Origin of the sequence: Rhizobium sp. PP-F2F-G48 (assembly GCF_004342335.1) — a bacterium.
Classification (GTDB): domain Bacteria; phylum Pseudomonadota; class Alphaproteobacteria; order Rhizobiales; family Rhizobiaceae; genus Ferranicluibacter.
Window position 1 is genome coordinate 897,813 of sequence record NZ_SLVH01000001.1, and the last position, 15,437, is coordinate 913,249.

Genomic DNA, 15,437 nt, shown 5'->3' on the forward strand with positions numbered 1-15,437 from the left:
CCTCGGAATGCGCCTCGGAATGCGCCTGCCGGAAAGCCTCCTGATGACACCTCAATCCCTGCTGCTGAGCGACGACGCGCCTTCGCAGACCGCTTCTCCGGCAGAGCTGCCGGCGATCTTCCGCGGCATGCCGGACAGCGTCAGCTTCAACAAGCTGCGCAAGCGGCTCTTGCGCAACGTCCGCCAGGCGATCGACGATTTCGGCATGCTGAACGGGCAGAAGCGGTGGCTGATCGGCGTTTCCGGCGGCAAGGACAGCTACAGCCTGCTGGCGCTGCTGATCGACCTCAAATGGCGCGGCCTGCTGCCGGTCGAGCTGATCGCCTGCAATCTGGATCAGGGACAGCCGAACTTTCCAAAGCATATCCTGCCGGACTATCTGGCCTCGATCGGCGTGGCGCACCGGATCGAGTATCGCGACACCTATTCGATCGTGAAGGAGAAGGTGCCGGCAGGCGGGACCTATTGCGCGCTTTGCTCCCGTCTGCGGCGCGGCAATCTCTACCGGATCGCGCGGGAGGAGGGCTGCGACGCGCTCGTTCTCGGCCATCATCGCGAAGATATTCTCGAGACCTTCTTCATGAACTTCTTCCATGGCGGGCGGCTGGCGACGATGCCGGCCAAACTCGTCAACGACGAGGGCGACCTGACGGTGCTGCGTCCTCTCGCCTATGCGGCGGAGGACGATCTTGCGAAATTCGCCGCCGCCATGCAGTTTCCGATCATTCCCTGCGACCTCTGCGGCTCGCAGGACGGGCTGGAACGCAATGCGATGAAGGCGATGCTGGCCGACATCGAGGCGCGCATGCCCGGCCGCAAGGACACGATGCTGCGCGCGCTCGGCCATGCCAATCCATCGCATCTGCTCGACCCGAAACTCTTCGACTTCCAATCCCTGACGACCCAGAAACCCCAGACAGTGGAACCGCTTTCATGACCCGCGAGATCGACATTGCCGGACTGGCCAACCTGCTGCAGGAGGCCGCCGCGGTCGAAATCATGCCGCGCTTCCGCAACCTTTCGAGCGGCGACGTGCGGATGAAGACCGAGGCGATCGACCTCGTCACCGAGGCGGACGAGGCGGCGGAGCGGTTGATCAAGGCGCGCATCGGCGATGTCGTGCCCGGCGCGCTGTTCATCGGGGAAGAGTCCGTCTCCGCCGATCCGGCGCTCCTCGACAAGCTTGCCGGTGCCGATCTCGCCGTCATCGTCGATCCGATCGACGGGACGTTCAACTACGCCGCGGGCATGCCGCTCTTCGGCGTCATGGCGAGCGTGGTTGCCGGCGGCGAGACGATTGCGGGGATCATCTACGATCCCATGGGCAACGACTGGGTGATCGCCGAGAAGGGCGCAGGCGCCTGGTTGTGCCGCGCGGACGGATCGCAGGACCAGCTTTCGGTGACCCCGGCACCGACGACGCTGGCCGATCTCGTCGGCTGCGCCTCCACCGGTTTCTATGCGCCGGATGCGCGCCGGACCATCATGGGCAATATGGCGAGCGTGCGGATTGCGACCAGCTATCGCTGTGCCGCGCACGAATACCGCGCCTTTTCCGCCGGGCATTTCCACTTCCTCATGTATCAGAAGCTGATGCCGTGGGATCATCTGGCCGGCTGCCTGATTGCGGAAGAGGCGGGCGCCTATGTGCGTCGTTTCGATGGCGCGCGCTACCAGCCGCAGCACCTCGACGGCGGCCTGCTGGTCGCGTCCGACGAAGCGAGCTGGCACCTGCTGCGGCAGGAGGTTTTCACGATCTGAGGCGTGTCACCAGGGATTGAATGACAAAAGGGCGGCCACCGGGTCGCCCTTTTCGATTCCGTCTCCGTGGTTGTCGGTCAGTGGCCGCCCATGCCGGGTTCCATCTCCGGTTCGTCGCCCGGGTGGGTGAAGAGCTGGCCGCGTTCGGCCCAGAGCACGGCGAGGATGGTGAAGATGCCGAAAAGGGCGAAGCCGACGAAGAGCGGGCGCACCGTGCCATCGAACATCTGCCCGATCATGCCGCCAAGGAGCGCGCCGCCGGTGGTCGAGACGAAGCCGGTCACGGCGGTCGCCGTTCCCGCGATATGGCCCATCGGTTCCAGGCAGATGGCGGTGAAGTTGGTCGTGATCACGGCGAAGAACATCAGCATGATGCTGAGCATGAGATAGGTGAAGAGGAAGGATGGCGTGCCGAACAGCGCGACGCCGACGCCCAGCACCCCGAGCGCCGTGAAGACGATCATGCAGGCGTGGGAAATGCGGCGCATGCCGAAGCGGCGAACGAAATAGCCGTTGACGAAGTTGGCGACCGCGATGCCGGAGGCCGTGCCGGCAAAGGCGATCGGCAGCCAGTCGCCGAGGCCGTAGACCGTTCCGAAGATCTGCTGCACCGTGACGATGAAGGTGCAGATGACCGCCGTGAACAGGGTGAGGCCGAGCATGTAGCCGCAGGTGATGCGGTTGGTGAGCACCGTGCGGAAGCCGCCCGAGATCGCGGCGACCGACAGCGGCAGCCGTTCCGAGACGGGCAGGGATTCGCGCATGCGCATGCTCGCCCAGACGAACAGGATGGCGCCGATGACGCCGAGCAGGATGAAGATCCAGTGCCAATCGGCATAGGTGAGCACGGCCTGGCCGAAGGACGGCGCGAGGATCGGCACCAGCATGAAGACGATCATGATGTAGGACATCACCCGCGCCATCTCGCGGCCGTCGAAGCAGTCGCGCGTGATGGCGGTGGTGGTGATGCGGATCGCCGCGCCGCCGACGCCCTGCGCGAAGCGGAAGGCGAGGAGGGCGGTAAAACTTTCCGTCCAGGCGGCGGCGAAGGTCGTGACCGTGAAGATGGCAAGGCCGAGCAGCAGGATCGTGCGTCGGCCGAACGCATCCGCCAGGCTGCCGAAGACGAGCTGGGCAAAGCCGAAGCCGAAGAAATAGACGGCGATGACGAGCTGCGCGTCGTTCGGATTGGGCACGTTGAGCGAGCTGGCGATGTGCGGCAGGGCGGGCAGCATGCTGTCGATCGCGACGGCGATGCTCGCCGTCATCAGGGCGATGGTGACGACGAATTCGCGGAAGCCGAGCCCGATGCGTTGCGAGCCTTGCGGCAGAGGCGGCGTGGTTGAGGTGGACATACGGATCTCGATTTCAAAGGCGGTTGCGGCTCAGCCGGCGGGGTGGTGGTGATCGGAGGAAAACAGGCGTCCCCGCTCGGCCAGAAGCACGAAGAAGAGGCCGATGATCGCGACGGCGAGGAAGCCGAAGGCCAGCGGCGTCACCGTGCCGTCGAAGGCCTGCCCGATCATGGCGCCGATCAGCGCGCCGCCGATGGTCTGCATGAAGCCGATGACGGAAGACGCGGTGCCGGCGACATGGCCAAGCGGCTCCATCGCCATGGCGTTGAAATTGGCGCCGATCAGGCCGAACTGGAACATCGCGCTGCCATAGAGGATGGCGAACAGCCAGAACGGCAGGAAGCCGGCGGCGGAAAACAGCGCCCAGAAGGCGCTGGCGACGACGAAGAGCAGAAGCGCGATATGGGACACCCGGTGCATGCCATAGCGGCCGACGAGGCGCGAATTGGTGAAGGAGGCCACCGCCATCAGGCCTGCGAAACAGGCAAAGACCAGCGGGAAGTAGTTGCCGAGGCCGAAAACGCCGACCATGACCTGCTGGGCCGAATTGATGAAGCCGAACAGCGCGCCGAAGATGAAGGAGATCGAGAGCGCATAACAGAGCGCCGTGCGGTTGCCGAGAACGATGGCGAAAGAGGCGGAAATGCCCTTGATCGTGAACGGCCGGCGGCGATCCGTCGCCAGCGTTTCGGGAAGGTAGATCACGACCAGCACGGTGGCGACGAAGGCATAGACGGAGATGACCAGAAAGATCATGTGCCATTCGGCAAAGAGCATGACGAGCTGGCCGATGCTCGGCGCGATGACCGGCACGACCATGAAAACCATCATGACGAGTGACATGACCTCGGCCATCATGCGCCCGCCATAGATATCGCGGACGATGGAGACGCTGATGACGCGAGTGGCGGCAGCGCCCAGGCCCTGCACGAAGCGCAGTGCGAGCAGGGCGCCGAAGCTCGGCACGAAGACGATGGCGAAGGCGCAGAGCGCGTAGATGAGCAGGCCGGCGATCAGCGGTATCTTCCGCCCGAACCTGTCCGACAGCGGCCCGAAGAACAGCTGGGCGCTGCCCATGCCGATCAGATAGGAGGTGATGACGAACTGGCGGCTGTTCTCGTCGGCGACGCCGAGGCTCTGGCCGATCTGCTGCAGGCCGGGCAGCATCATGTCGATCGACACGGCATTGATCGACATCAGCATGGCCATGATGGCGATGAACTGGCCCTTCGACAACGGCATCGCGATGGCGGGTTCCGCGGCTACGGGCTCGGTTGTGGACGTCATTCTCAAAAGTCCTTCCATCCCGCCGCTTCGCGGCAGGCGATCCGACAGGCGCACGCGGCAGCGCCACGCATCGGCCGGATGTTCAGCCATAGGTCGCAGATGATCCCGGGGATCAGACGCAATCCCGGGGATCAAGTCTGATCCCGGGGTCAATCCCGAGATCGACAGCCCATAGCGCTTTTCAACGAAATCTGCCGGAAACCGGCGATGATGGGAGGCATCGCTGCTGTCCCGGTCTGTTTGTGAGGAGGGGTCAACGCGTGATTCGGGACCCGACACATAACATATAGCGGCCCCCACGCCTTCGATAGCGCAATCCGGCAACAGATCGGTGACGAATGACCGTCCGCGACCACACGCAGACCGTGTCGAAGGCGAGCTTACCGTAAAAGCGCCGATTTCGCGGCAATGCCCTCAAAACAACGACCCCGGCGCTCGGCCGGGGATCGGAGGTCTTCCGGAGAAGGCGGGATCAGGCCGAGGCTTTGACCTCGACGCCGTTTTCCTGGAGGTGGGTCTGGAGCTCGCCGGCCTGGAACATCTCGCGGACGATATCGCATCCGCCGATGAACTCGCCCTTGATGTAGAGCTGGGGCACCGTCGGCCAGTTCGAATAATCCTTGATGCCCTGACGAAGGTCTGCATCCGCCAGCACGTTGACGCCCTTGTAATCGACGCCGAGGTAATCGAGGATCTGGACGACTTGTCCGGAGAAGCCGCATTGCGGAAACTGCGGGGTGCCCTTCATGAAGAGCACGATGTCGTTGGTCTTGACCTCATTGTCGATGAAATCGTTGATACCGCTCATTCTGGAATTCCTTCTCTGTCCCGTTTCAAGGACGGGTGTCGACAAGCCTTCACATAGCATGCCGCCACGCGCTTTTCACCCGTCTCGGCGAAAAAAGGATGGGACCTCCGCATAACCGGTCGAGCCCGTCCCTGCCTCAAGCTGCAGTCTCCGCCGCCGATCCGTCAGACCCGCTTCTGTTTGCTGCGCGCCGCGGTGGTGCGCTTGCGGCTCACCTGTTTCTTCGGTGCCACGGCCTTGACGATCGCATCCTTGACGAGCTCCGTGACCATGCCGGTCGGCGTGCGGGCCTGCCGTCTCCTGCGCTTCGTCGTGGTCGTGCCGCTCTTCTTCAGGATTTCCTTCAAGACCCCGTCGACGACGCCCGACATCAGAAGCTTCATGAGCCCTGCCATCGGCTTACTCCGGAACCGAGGTTTGCAGAGCCAGCGCGTGGAGCACGCCGCCCATATTGCCCTGGAGCGCGTTGTAGACCATCTGGTGCTGCTGCACGCGGCTCTTGCCGCGGAAGGCTTCGGCCACGACTTCGGCCGCGTAATGATCGCCGTCGCCGGCAAGATCGCGGATGGTGACCTGCGCACCGGGAATGCCGGTCTTGATCATGTCCTCGATATCGCCCGGTTTCATCGCCATCTGGTGTCCTCCTTGTTCCCGTGCCTGCTCGACCCTCGGGTCGGCTTTCGGCTTATTCGGTCGCCGGCAATTCGCCGGACATGAAGTCAGGGAACCACGATTCATACGCCTTTTGCAATCTCTCGATCGGAACGGCGCGGGCAGCGCCGAGCGTGACCGTCGCGCCGCCGGTCTTGCCGATGACGGGGGCGTGGACGCCGCGAACTTCCGCGATTCTCTGGATCTCCTCGACATCGTCGGCCTTCACCGTGACGACATAGCGGGCCTGGTCCTCTCCGAAGAAGACGGGGATCGGATCGCGGCCGTCGACGGCGTCGATCACGGCGCCGATATCGGAGGCGATGGCCATTTCGGCGATGGCAAGCGCCAGGCCGCCGGACGAGCAGTCATGCACCGCCGTGACGAGGCGATCACGGATGAGTTCGCGGACCAGATCGCCGGACTTGCGCTCAAGTGCCAGATCGACAGACGGCGGCGGGCCATCGGTGCGGCCGTGGATGTCGCGCATATAGACCGACTGGGCGATATGCGTGCCGAGTTCGACCGGCGCGCCGACGAGGAGGATCGTCTCGCCTTCGGCCGCAAAGCGGATGCGCGCCATCTTCGACCAGTCGTCGATGAGGCCGACGCCGGCAATGGTCGGGGTCGGCAGGATCGCCTGGCCGTGCGTCTCGTTGTAAAGCGAGACATTGCCGGACACGATCGGGAAATCGAGCGCGAGGCAGGCTTCGCCGATGCCCTTGATGGCATGAACCAGCTGGCTCATGATCTCGGGCTTTTCCGGATTGCCGAAATTGAGGTTGTCGGTGGCGGCGAGCGGCAGTGCGCCGGTCGCGGTCATGTTGCGCCAGCATTCGGCCACCGCCTGCTTGCCGCCTTCGAACGCATCGGCTTCGACATAGCGGGGCGTGACGTCGGAGGAGAAGGCGAGCGCCTTGGTCGCGTGGCCCTCGACGCGGACAACGCCGGCATCGCCGCCCGGCAGCTGCAGCGAGTTGCCCTGGATCAGCGTGTCATATTGCTCGTAAACCCACCGGCGCGAGGCATTGTTCGGCGACCCGACGAGCTTGAGCAGGGCGTCGGCGATATCGGCCTGGGGAATGTCGTTTGCGGCCAGCGGGGCTTGAACCTTGGCCGGCGTCCAGGGGCGGTCGTATTCCGGCGCTTCGTCGCCCAGTTCCTTGATCGGCAGGTTGGCGACTTCCTCGCCCTGGTGCAGAACCCGGAAACGCAGATCGTTCGTGGTCTTGCCGACGATGGCGAAGTCCAGACCCCATTTGACGAAGATCGCCTTGGCGACCTCTTCCTTGGAGGGTTCGAGCACCATGAGCATGCGCTCCTGGCTTTCCGACAGCATCATTTCATAGGCCGTCATCCGCTCTTCGCGCACCGGCACCTGGTCGAGGATCAGCTCGATGCCGAGGTCGCCCTTGGCGCCCATTTCGACGGCCGAGCAGGTGAGGCCGGCGGCACCCATGTCCTGAATAGCGATCACGGCGCCGGTCTTCATCAGCTCAAGGCAGGCTTCGAGCAGGCATTTTTCAGTGAAGGGGTCGCCGACCTGGACGGTCGGGCGCTTCTCCTCGATCGATTCGTCGAATTCGGCCGAGGCCATCGTCGCGCCGCCGACGCCGTCGCGACCGGTCTTGGCACCGAGATAGACGACGGGCAGGCCGACGCCCTTGGCTTCCGACAGGAAGATCGCGTCGGTCTTGGCAAGGCCCGCCGCGAACGCGTTGACGAGAATGTTGCCGTTGTAGCGCGCATCGAACTCGACCTCGCCGCCGACCGTGGGAACGCCGAAGGAATTGCCGTAGCCGCCGACGCCGGCCACGACGCCGGACACAAGATGGCGGGTCTTCGGATGATCCGGCGCGCCGAAACGCAGCGCATTCATGGCGGCGATCGGCCGGGCCCCCATGGTGAACACGTCGCGCAGAATGCCGCCGACGCCGGTGGCCGCGCCCTGATAGGGCTCGATGAAGGAGGGATGGTTGTGGCTTTCCATCTTGAAGACGACGCAGTCGCCATCGTCGATATCAACGACACCGGCATTTTCGCCTGGACCCTGAATGACACGCGGACCCTTGGTCGGCAGCGTCTTCAGCCACTTCTTGGAGGACTTGTACGAGCAGTGCTCGTTCCACATGGCCGAGAAGATGCCGAGTTCGGTAAAGCTCGGCTCGCGGCCGATCAGATCCAGGATGCGCTGGTATTCATCCGGCTTCAGGCCGTGGGAGGCAATGAGGTCCGGCGTGATCGGGCGGGCATTTGAGATGGCCATGTGCAAGTTCCCTGAGACGTTGGCCGGTTCTTAGCCGAAGCCCGCCCGTCGCGCGATAGGAAAATGCCATGGGAATGACGTGGGATGGAGGGAAATGCGGTTTTTCCAGATCCTGTTTTTGAAGGCCGGCCCGCCGGTCAGACGTTGTCCTGCGGAGCCGTCTCGGGCCCGGTGGCCGAGGCGCATGCGCGCGAAGGGCGCATGCGGCTTAGCTGGCGCTGTCGTAGCCGGCGACGCCGCCGTCGAGAACGTTCCGGAGGAGCTGAAAACCTCGCCGGATGTCGTCGCTGCCATGATTGGAGAAGGCGATGCGCGCCCGATGATGCACCTTGTCGGAGCGCCCGGCCTTGAACTCGTCCTCGCCGTCGATGAGGACGCCTGCGTCGAAAGCGGCTGCCTTGAACGTTCCGGACAGCCAGGGCTCCGGCAATTGCAGCCAGAGGAAAGGGATCTGGGGCAGGGAGCGGAAGGTATGCCCCTCGAAAATCGCGCGCGCCAGTGTTTCCCGCGCCTGGAGTTCTGCGACGACGCGGGTCCGGATCGCCTTCGCCTCACCCGAGAGAACAAGTCTCGCGGCGCATTCCGCAAGCAGAAAAGCCGTGCCGCCGGTGAGCATCTTGTGGGCGATCTTGACCCGGGCGGCGAAATGCGGCGGGCAGGACACCCAGCCGCCGCGCACGCCGGGCGACACGGATTTCGACAGGCCGGAGATGACGAAGGTCCGTTCCGGAGCCAGAGAGGCGAGCATCGGCTGCGTGTCGTTCAACAGGACGCCGTAGATATCGTCCTCGATCACGAGAACATTATAGCGCCGGGCGAGGTTGGCAATCGTCTCGCGGCGTGCCCGGTCCATCGCGGCAAGGGTCGGGTTCTGGAGGGTCGGCATGAGAAAGACGACAGCCGGATGCTGCTGCTGGCAGATGCGCTCGAAATCGTCCGGCACGAGCCCCTGCGCGTCGGTTTCCCCGGCAAGGATGCGCCGGCCCATGAGGCTCAGCGCCCGGGCGACCTGGCTGTAGGTGAGGTTTTCAAACAGGATCCGATCCCCCGGTGCCGTCACCGCCGTGACGACGGAAACAATGGCGGCATGGGCGCCCTGCGTGACGACGATGCCCTCGGTCTCGGGCGTCCAGCCGGCGCGCGCCATCCAGAGGGCGCCCGCCTCCTGCCAATGGCCCGGTGCCGAGCGGGTGTAATCCGAGATCTCCGTCGGGTGATCGGCCGCGACCTTTGTCAGGATCGCCTCGATCGCGGCGGCCTGTCCGACATGGGGCGCCCCGGTCGCATCGAATCGCAGCTTGCCGACCGGCGCCTCGAAAGGCTGTGTGCCGGCTAAGGATCTGATCCCTCCCGTGGGCGTATCGGTGTGTGCCTTTCGCTCGCGGACATAGGTTCCCCGCCCGACTTCCCCCGCAACGAGGCCGCGTTCATGCACGAGAGCATACGCGCGGCTGACCGTGCCGAGCGTGACGCCGATATCGAAGGCCAGATTGCGTTGGGCCGGAAGCTTTTCACCGGGCGGCAAAGCGCCGCTGTCGATCGCAGCCTCGATGGACTGCGCGAGCTTGAGATAGAGCGGTCCTTCTCCAGCGGAGAGGTCGGGAAGCCAGTTTGTCATGGTGACAATAATGACATTGTCTGATTGTATTTGTCAATTGTATCTATTGCTCAACACCAGAGTTTCCGCCATCCGAGGATCGTGATCATGGTATCCCAGAGCTATAACAATACAATTGATACAATGTACCCAGACGGTTTTGAGCGCGAACGGTTGTTCCGCTCGAGCGGCGACATGCTGTCCGCCACGGGACCGGTCGGACCCGGAATTTTCGCGCGTTTGTGGGAAAGGCTCGCTCATTGGCGGATGAAACGCGCGGGGCGGCTGGTGCTCAGGGATCTGACGGACGATCAGCTGAACGATATCGGCCTGACGCGCTGGGATATTCGCGCGGAGCTCGAGAGGTCGGCTTTCATCAAGTAGATGGCTTTCAGGCAGCGTGAGGATTCGCTCGCACGGTTCCGTACAAGCCGACAGTCTGCCAGACAGAAACGGGGCAGCGGCGCCCCTATGGACTACGCCGAGACGTTACCCGCCGTGGAAATGGCTCGAAGCGCGCGATCGTGCGCTCAGCAGCCTTTGTCGCCGGCCATCCAACGCTTGATGTCGCCCGTCATACGGGTGCCGACCGGTTCGCTGAACAAGGGGCCGAAGGCGTCGACCTTGGCCGGATGGCCTTCAGCCTGGATGACCGCGAGAGGGCGTGCTTCCGGATTGTTGCGCTTGACGAGCAGGATGCGCGGGCGGCCCGAGAAGGAATTGAGTTCCGGTGCGAGGCGATAGGGCTTGAAGGCGGCATCGCCCGACTTGAACCAGCAGGCATTGGCGCTGAGCGCGATGCGCTCCATCGTCGGCAGTGCTGCGACATTGCGCACCGGCGCGGGTGCAGGTGCCGACTGGCAGCCGGAGAGGAGCGCCGCGATGGCGGCAGCGATGGAGGACAGGCAGGCAGGATTCATCGCTGGGTCTCGGAAATGGGCCGGATCGTCCGGCAGCAGTGACGGAAGGGATCGCGGCCGGGAATCAGGCCGCGATGACGTCGAGAGCCGAGGCGAACAGGGCACGACCGTCCGAGCCGCCATGGGCCGCTTCGATCAGATTTTCCGGGTGCGGCATCATGCCGAGCACATTGCCGCGGGCGTTGGTGACGGCGGCGATATCGTTCATCGAACCGTTCGGATTGGTGCCGGCCGCATAGCGGAAAACGACCTGGCCGTTGCCCTCGATCGCGTTCAGCGTCTCGGCATCGGCGAAATAGTTGCCATCGTGATGGGCAACCGGGCAGCGGATGATCTGGCCTTCCGCATAGGCGCGGGTGAAGTCCGTCGAGGCGTTGACGACCTCAAGCTTGATCTCTTTGCAGACGAACTTCAGCGAGGCGTTGCGCATCAACGCACCTGGCAGCAGGCCGGCTTCGAGCAGGATCTGGAAGCCGTTGCAGACGCCGAGAACGCGCACACCCTGTTCCGCCTTGGCCTTGATCGCCTGCATGACCGGCATGCGGGCGGCAATGGCGCCGCAACGCAGGTAATCGCCATAGGAGAAACCGCCGGGAATGACGATGAGATCGACATCCGGAATTTCGGTTTCCGTCTGCCAGACGGTGACCGGCGGCTTGCCGGAAATCATGGTCAGGGCGGTGATCATGTCACGGTCGCGATTGAGACCGGGGAGCTGAACGACGGCGGACTTCATGGATGCGGATCGAACCTTGACTGTGCCTCGGCGAGCTCGCGCAGCTCGAGGCGGTTTTCAATGCGGTCGAGACGGGTCTCGTGGCGTCCGAGAACCCCGTAGATGTTGTGAATGTCCTGCTGAACCGAGACGAGTGTGCCACGCATGCTCTGCATCTCGCTCTTCAGCTCCGTTACGGCATGTCTGATGTGCGATATATCGCCATTCATCCGCTTCAGGAGTTCGTACATCAGTTCGTTCGTGACGTTCGTCATGCCACTCTCCCGCAACCTTCAGTCGAGGGAGATAGTATAGTTCTCGATCACGGTGTTTGCCAACAGCTTATCGCACATGGCTTTTACGTCGGTTTCGGCTTTCGCTCGGTCGTTGGTGTCGACCTTGAGGTCGAACACCTTGCCCTGGCGAACCTGGCCGACGCCGTCAAAACCGAGGGCGCCGAGGGCGCCTTCGATTGCCTTGCCCTGCGGGTCGAGTACGCCGTTCTTGAGCGTTACGGTTACGCGTGCGGTGATCACTTTTCGTCTTCCTCGAAACTGGATGCTCTCGGGCTCTGGCGGCTTACTTGACCAGAACCGGACCCGAACCGCGCGGCGGCTCGTTCTCGTTCATGATGCCGAGCCGGCGGGCGACTTCCTGATAGGCCTCGACCAGGCCGCCCATGTCACGGCGGAACCGATCCTTGTCCATCTTTTCCTTGGTTTCGACGTCCCAGAGGCGGCAGCTGTCCGGCGAGATCTCGTCAGCGAGAATGATGCGCATCATGTCGCCTTCGAACAGACGTCCGCACTCGATCTTGAAATCGACCAGCTGGATGCCGACGCCGAGAAACAGGCCGGTCAGGAAGTCGTTGACGCGAATGGCAAGCGCCATCACGTCGTCGAGTTCCTGCGGGCTCGCCCAGCCGAAAGCCGTGATGTGTTCTTCGGAGACCATGGGGTCGTCGAGCGCATCGGCCTTGTAGTAAAACTCGATGATCGAGCGGGGCAGCACAGTGCCTTCCTCGATGCCGAGGCGCTTGGACAGGGAGCCGGCCGCGACGTTGCGCACGACGATCTCGAGCGGAATGATCTCCACTTCCTTGATCAGCTGCTCGCGCATGTTCAGGCGGCGGATGAAGTGCGTCGGGATGCCGATACGGTTCAGATGCGTGAAGATGTATTCGGAAATACGGTTGTTCAGCACGCCCTTGCCGTCGATGATGTCATGCTTCTTCTTGTTGAAAGCCGTGGCATCGTCCTTGAAGAACTGGATCAGCGTGCCTGGCTCCGGGCCTTCATAAAGGATCTTGGCCTTGCCTTCATAGATTCGGCGGCGACGGTTCATAGACTCTGTCTCTTATTGTTGCGGGCGCTGGAAGATGCGCCCTTTCGTTGATGCAGTTCGGGCAGGATTTTCTCCCGGGTCCATAGCGGAAAAGAAACCGTTTCACAATCGGCGTCTCGTCTCCGGGCTGCGAAACGAGGGCATGCGAATGGCAATGCAGGCCTGCGTCGGGGACATGGCGCGGCGGAAACGCGGGGTGGACGGCGAGGGGCGTCGCTCACAGCGACGGCCGCCGCGCCCTCTTTCGTGCCCGCAGGAAAGCCTCGACCGCTTCAGCGTCCATGGGGCGGGCGAGGGCGAAGCCTTGCAGCACGTCGCAGCCCATGTCCTGCAGAAGCTGGACCTGCGCCGTGGTCTCCACACCTTCGGCTATGATCTCGATATCCAGGGCATGCCCCATCTCGATGATCGCGGCGATGAGCCGACGATGCCGGTCGCCACGCGTCATCGGGGCGATCAAGGCGCGATCGATCTTCAGGCGCTTCGGCTGCAGCGTCGTGAGACCGAGGACGGACGCGTGGCCGGTGCCGAAATCGTCGATCTCGATCGCGATGCCGGCTCTGCGAATGCGATCGATGGCTTTTGCCATGTCGTCGTCGAGCACGTCCAGACAAATCGATTCGAGCATTTCGAAGACGAAGGTGCCTTTCGGCAGATCCTTGGTCGGAAAGGCCGCGATCAGGTGCGGATCGATGAGACGGCGGACGGAGACGTTGATCGAGAGGCGGTCCACACCGCTGCCGTTGTTCCGCCAGCGCAGGAAGTCGGCGCAGGCTTTTTCCGCCAGAGACCGGTCGATGCGCCACATGACGTCGATGTCTTCGGCGATCTTCAAGAAGCGGTCCGGGGTGAGGATCCCCTGCGAGGGATGCCGCCAACGGGCGAGAGCCTCCGCGCCGCAGACATCGAGTGTTTTTGCATCGAACTGCAGCTGATAGAACGGGATGAAGGCATCCTCGTCGATCCCGCGCAGGATATCGTCCGCCGTCTGCCGGATCGCGCGGTTGCGGCCGTCGAGTTCCTCCGTGAAGAGGACCGTGCCGCCGCCCTTGCGCGCCTTGGCCGCGGAAAGGGCTGTTGCCGCGTTGATCAGTGCCTGGGGGCCGTCGACATCGTCGCTGGTCCAGGCGAGCCCGACGCTGACGCCGCAGCGAAAGAGGTGCCCCTCGCACGGAATCGGCTGTTCGAGGCTTTGCACGATCTTCGTCGCCAGATGCGCTGCGTTCTCCGATCTGTCGCCGGCGTCCAGCACCAGCGCGAACTCGTTGCCGCCGATGCGGGCGAGGCATTCCTTCTCTTCGCGCAGAGCCTCCAGCCGACCGGCAACGCAGAGGATCGCGGCATCGCCTGCCTGGTGCCCGAGCGTATCGTTGATCTCCTTGAAGCGGGAGAGGTCGATCTGCAAGACGGCGTGGCGGGGACAGGGGCGGGGACAGGGGCGGGGATGGATGTGAGGTTCGGGCTCGGAACAGAGTTTGTCGAGGTGAAGAAGCAGTGCGTGACGGTTCGAGAGCCCAGTCAGCTGGTCCTGCAGAGCCCGGCGTTCGATTTCGCGCCAGGCGCTTTCCAGCGCCGTATAGCGGGATTCCGCCAGTGCGCGTGCCTGCTCGAGATTCTGCTGGAGCGTGACGTCGTCGGTCGCGTCCCAGTTGGCGCCGAGCAGGCGACGATGGCCCTTGCTGTCGCTGAAGGTGACGGATCGAGACCGGATGTAACGGACCTCACCATCGGGCCGAATGATGCGAAAGGCGTTGTAGAAGGGCTCGCCCGACGCGATGCCCGCGTCGATCGTCACCCATGTCCGATCGCGATCCTCAGGATGAAGGGTCCGTTCAAGGACATCGCCCTCGTCTTCGTAAGCCTCATCGCCGTAGCCGAAGATCTGCATGAGGACGGCATCCCGCTTCACGCGGCCGGTTTCGAGATCGGCATCGAAAACGCCGATCTTGGACACATCGAGCGCGAGCCTGAGCCGGCGGGCAATATCGTCCGGCGGCAGCCTGTCTTGAGCCTCGCCGCTGCCCTCGCACTGCCCGTTGCTTGGTTCGCTCGTCACATCCAGGTCCGCCCCGCTCGGGAAGCGGCGCCCTCGACAGGCTCGCTCTCAAGCACTCCACCGGTCATCAGGCTTCACCCAGTTGGTGGGGTAAGTCAAGACTTCAGCTACTGGGCAGCGGCGGCTTGAGGCGGCTGAGGAACTGGGCGAAGACCATGGTTCCCTCCGGCCACGGGCCATGACCGGATTCGGCGTTGAGGTGTCCCGATTCGCCCGCATCCACGAGGATCGAGCCCCAGGCATTGGCGATATCGCGGGCATGCTCATAAGATCCAAAATGGTCGTTGCGGCTGGCGACGATCATCGACGGGAAGGGAAGCGGATCGCGCGGGTAGGGTCCGAACGTCATCAGGTGTTTCGGACGAATGTTCGGGTTTTCGACGTCCGGCGGCGCGACGAAGAAGGCACCGGCGATCTTGTGCTGGTTCTCCTTGGAAATCGCGTGGACCGCGGTCGCCACACCGAGAGAATGGGCGACGATGACCACCGGCTTGGTCGCGGCCGCGATCTCCTCGTTCATCCGCTCCACCCAGTCCTCGCGGACGGGCTTCACCCATTCCGCCTGCTCGACGCGGCGTGCGGAGGCGAGCTTGCCTTCCCAGCGGGTCTGCCAGTGATCGGGGCCGGAATTGGTGTATCCGGGGACGATGAGAATGTCTGCTTCCGAGGCTTTCATG

General features: G+C 63.6%; 17 protein-coding genes. 3 read left to right on the forward strand and 14 right to left on the reverse strand.

All coding sequences use genetic code 11. The annotated features are described in order from the left end of the window. The first annotated feature begins 127 nt into the window (after positions 1-127). Positions 128-937: a tRNA 2-thiocytidine(32) synthetase TtcA gene (ttcA, locus tag C8J36_RS04075; RefSeq protein ID WP_165914954.1), complete on the forward strand. Its 810-nt coding sequence runs from the start codon at positions 128-130 to the stop codon at positions 935-937. Next, complete coding sequence (locus C8J36_RS04080) at positions 934-1,761, forward strand: inositol monophosphatase family protein (RefSeq protein WP_132532798.1); 828 nt, start codon at positions 934-936, stop codon at positions 1,759-1,761. Before ttcA ends, C8J36_RS04080 begins: the two co-directional genes overlap by 4 nt. 77 nt (positions 1,762-1,838) lie before the next feature. Here C8J36_RS04080 and C8J36_RS04085 read toward each other — a convergent pair whose 3' ends face one another. The 7 genes from C8J36_RS04085 to C8J36_RS04115 form a co-directional block, all read right to left on the reverse strand. Then, complete coding sequence (locus C8J36_RS04085) at positions 1,839-3,116, reverse strand: multidrug effflux MFS transporter (RefSeq protein ID WP_132532799.1); 1,278 nt, start codon at positions 3,114-3,116, stop codon at positions 1,839-1,841. A 30-nt stretch (positions 3,117-3,146) separates the two neighbouring features. After that, the gene (locus C8J36_RS04090) at positions 3,147-4,403 is read right to left on the reverse strand and encodes a multidrug effflux MFS transporter (protein ID WP_132532801.1); all 1,257 of its coding nucleotides are present in this window, start codon (positions 4,401-4,403) and stop codon (positions 3,147-3,149) included. Between the two features lie 472 nt (positions 4,404-4,875). Next, positions 4,876-5,211: a Grx4 family monothiol glutaredoxin gene (gene grxD / locus C8J36_RS04095; RefSeq protein ID WP_062593001.1), complete on the reverse strand. Its 336-nt coding sequence runs from the start codon at positions 5,209-5,211 to the stop codon at positions 4,876-4,878. A 164-nt stretch (positions 5,212-5,375) separates the two neighbouring features. Further along, positions 5,376-5,606 (reverse strand): hypothetical protein, encoded by a 231-nt coding sequence (locus C8J36_RS04100; RefSeq protein ID WP_132532803.1) that lies wholly within the window; start codon positions 5,604-5,606, stop codon positions 5,376-5,378. Positions 5,607-5,610: 4 nt separating this feature from the next. Then, positions 5,611-5,844 (reverse strand): BolA family transcriptional regulator, encoded by a 234-nt coding sequence (locus C8J36_RS04105; protein WP_062593005.1) that lies wholly within the window; start codon positions 5,842-5,844, stop codon positions 5,611-5,613. 52 nt (positions 5,845-5,896) lie between these two features. After that, a complete protein-coding gene (gene purL, locus C8J36_RS04110) occupies positions 5,897-8,128 on the reverse strand; it encodes a phosphoribosylformylglycinamidine synthase subunit PurL (protein ID WP_132532805.1) in 2,232 nt (743 codons plus the stop codon). Between the two features lie 208 nt (positions 8,129-8,336). Next, complete coding sequence (locus tag C8J36_RS04115) at positions 8,337-9,746, reverse strand: PLP-dependent aminotransferase family protein (protein WP_132532807.1); 1,410 nt, start codon at positions 9,744-9,746, stop codon at positions 8,337-8,339. Positions 9,747-9,833: 87 nt separating this feature from the next. Here C8J36_RS04115 and C8J36_RS04120 point away from each other — a divergent pair, with 87 nt between their 5' ends. Further along, positions 9,834-10,109 (forward strand): DUF1127 domain-containing protein, encoded by a 276-nt coding sequence (locus C8J36_RS04120; RefSeq protein WP_245506442.1) that lies wholly within the window; start codon positions 9,834-9,836, stop codon positions 10,107-10,109. A gap of 146 nt (positions 10,110-10,255) precedes the next feature. Here C8J36_RS04120 and C8J36_RS04125 read toward each other — a convergent pair whose 3' ends face one another. The 7 genes from C8J36_RS04125 to C8J36_RS04155 form a co-directional block, all read right to left on the reverse strand. Beyond that, positions 10,256-10,645 (reverse strand): hypothetical protein, encoded by a 390-nt coding sequence (locus tag C8J36_RS04125; protein WP_132532809.1) that lies wholly within the window; start codon positions 10,643-10,645, stop codon positions 10,256-10,258. Positions 10,646-10,709: 64 nt separating this feature from the next. Further along, entirely contained in the window at positions 10,710-11,381 is a 672-nt protein-coding gene (purQ, locus tag C8J36_RS04130; RefSeq protein ID WP_062593014.1) for a phosphoribosylformylglycinamidine synthase subunit PurQ, read from the reverse strand. Next, the gene (locus C8J36_RS04135; protein ID WP_062593016.1) at positions 11,378-11,635 is read right to left on the reverse strand and encodes a hypothetical protein; all 258 of its coding nucleotides are present in this window, start codon (positions 11,633-11,635) and stop codon (positions 11,378-11,380) included. The genes purQ and C8J36_RS04135 overlap by 4 nt, the downstream gene beginning before the upstream one ends. Before the next feature lie 18 nt (positions 11,636-11,653). After that, positions 11,654-11,896, reverse strand: coding sequence for a phosphoribosylformylglycinamidine synthase subunit PurS (gene purS / locus C8J36_RS04140; RefSeq protein WP_132532811.1), 243 nt, complete (start codon positions 11,894-11,896; stop codon positions 11,654-11,656). A gap of 43 nt (positions 11,897-11,939) precedes the next feature. Then, positions 11,940-12,704 carry a phosphoribosylaminoimidazolesuccinocarboxamide synthase gene (gene purC / locus C8J36_RS04145; protein WP_062593020.1) on the reverse strand — a complete coding sequence of 255 codons (765 nt, stop codon included), beginning with the start codon at positions 12,702-12,704 and terminating at the stop codon, positions 11,940-11,942. A 217-nt stretch (positions 12,705-12,921) separates the two neighbouring features. Further along, positions 12,922-14,760 carry a GGDEF domain-containing phosphodiesterase gene (locus tag C8J36_RS04150; protein ID WP_132532813.1) on the reverse strand — a complete coding sequence of 613 codons (1,839 nt, stop codon included), beginning with the start codon at positions 14,758-14,760 and terminating at the stop codon, positions 12,922-12,924. Between the two features lie 103 nt (positions 14,761-14,863). Then, on the reverse strand, positions 14,864-15,436 hold the full coding sequence (locus C8J36_RS04155; protein WP_132532815.1) for an alpha/beta hydrolase: 573 nt from the start codon (positions 15,434-15,436) through the stop codon (positions 14,864-14,866). Position 15,437 lies beyond the last annotated feature (1 nt).

What these genes read in the sequence shown, in the direction of transcription:
- grxD (WP_062593001.1), bottom strand. Translation starts at nt 5,211, where the DNA reads ATGAGCGGTATCAACGATTTCATCGACAATGAGGTCAAGACCAACGAC.
- purL (WP_132532805.1), bottom strand. Translation starts at nt 8,128, where the DNA reads ATGGCCATCTCAAATGCCCGCCCGATCACGCCGGACCTCATTGCCTCC.
- C8J36_RS04155 (WP_132532815.1), bottom strand. Translation starts at nt 15,436, where the DNA reads ATGAAAGCCTCGGAAGCAGACATTCTCATCGTCCCCGGATACACCAAT.
- purC (WP_062593020.1), bottom strand. Translation starts at nt 12,704, where the DNA reads ATGAACCGTCGCCGCCGAATCTATGAAGGCAAGGCCAAGATCCTTTAT.
- C8J36_RS04100 (WP_132532803.1), bottom strand. Translation starts at nt 5,606, where the DNA reads ATGGCAGGGCTCATGAAGCTTCTGATGTCGGGCGTCGTCGACGGGGTC.
- C8J36_RS04120 (WP_245506442.1), top strand. Translation starts at nt 9,834, where the DNA reads ATGGTATCCCAGAGCTATAACAATACAATTGATACAATGTACCCAGAC.
- C8J36_RS04080 (WP_132532798.1), top strand. Translation starts at nt 934, where the DNA reads ATGACCCGCGAGATCGACATTGCCGGACTGGCCAACCTGCTGCAGGAG.
- purQ (WP_062593014.1), bottom strand. Translation starts at nt 11,381, where the DNA reads ATGAAGTCCGCCGTCGTTCAGCTCCCCGGTCTCAATCGCGACCGTGAC.
- C8J36_RS04135 (WP_062593016.1), bottom strand. Translation starts at nt 11,635, where the DNA reads ATGACGAACGTCACGAACGAACTGATGTACGAACTCCTGAAGCGGATG.
- C8J36_RS04105 (WP_062593005.1), bottom strand. Translation starts at nt 5,844, where the DNA reads ATGGCGATGAAACCGGGCGATATCGAGGACATGATCAAGACCGGCATT.
- C8J36_RS04125 (WP_132532809.1), bottom strand. Translation starts at nt 10,645, where the DNA reads ATGAATCCTGCCTGCCTGTCCTCCATCGCTGCCGCCATCGCGGCGCTC.
- C8J36_RS04115 (WP_132532807.1), bottom strand. Translation starts at nt 9,746, where the DNA reads ATGACAAACTGGCTTCCCGACCTCTCCGCTGGAGAAGGACCGCTCTAT.
- C8J36_RS04085 (WP_132532799.1), bottom strand. Translation starts at nt 3,116, where the DNA reads ATGTCCACCTCAACCACGCCGCCTCTGCCGCAAGGCTCGCAACGCATC.
- ttcA (WP_165914954.1), top strand. Translation starts at nt 128, where the DNA reads ATGCCGGACAGCGTCAGCTTCAACAAGCTGCGCAAGCGGCTCTTGCGC.
- C8J36_RS04090 (WP_132532801.1), bottom strand. Translation starts at nt 4,403, where the DNA reads ATGACGTCCACAACCGAGCCCGTAGCCGCGGAACCCGCCATCGCGATG.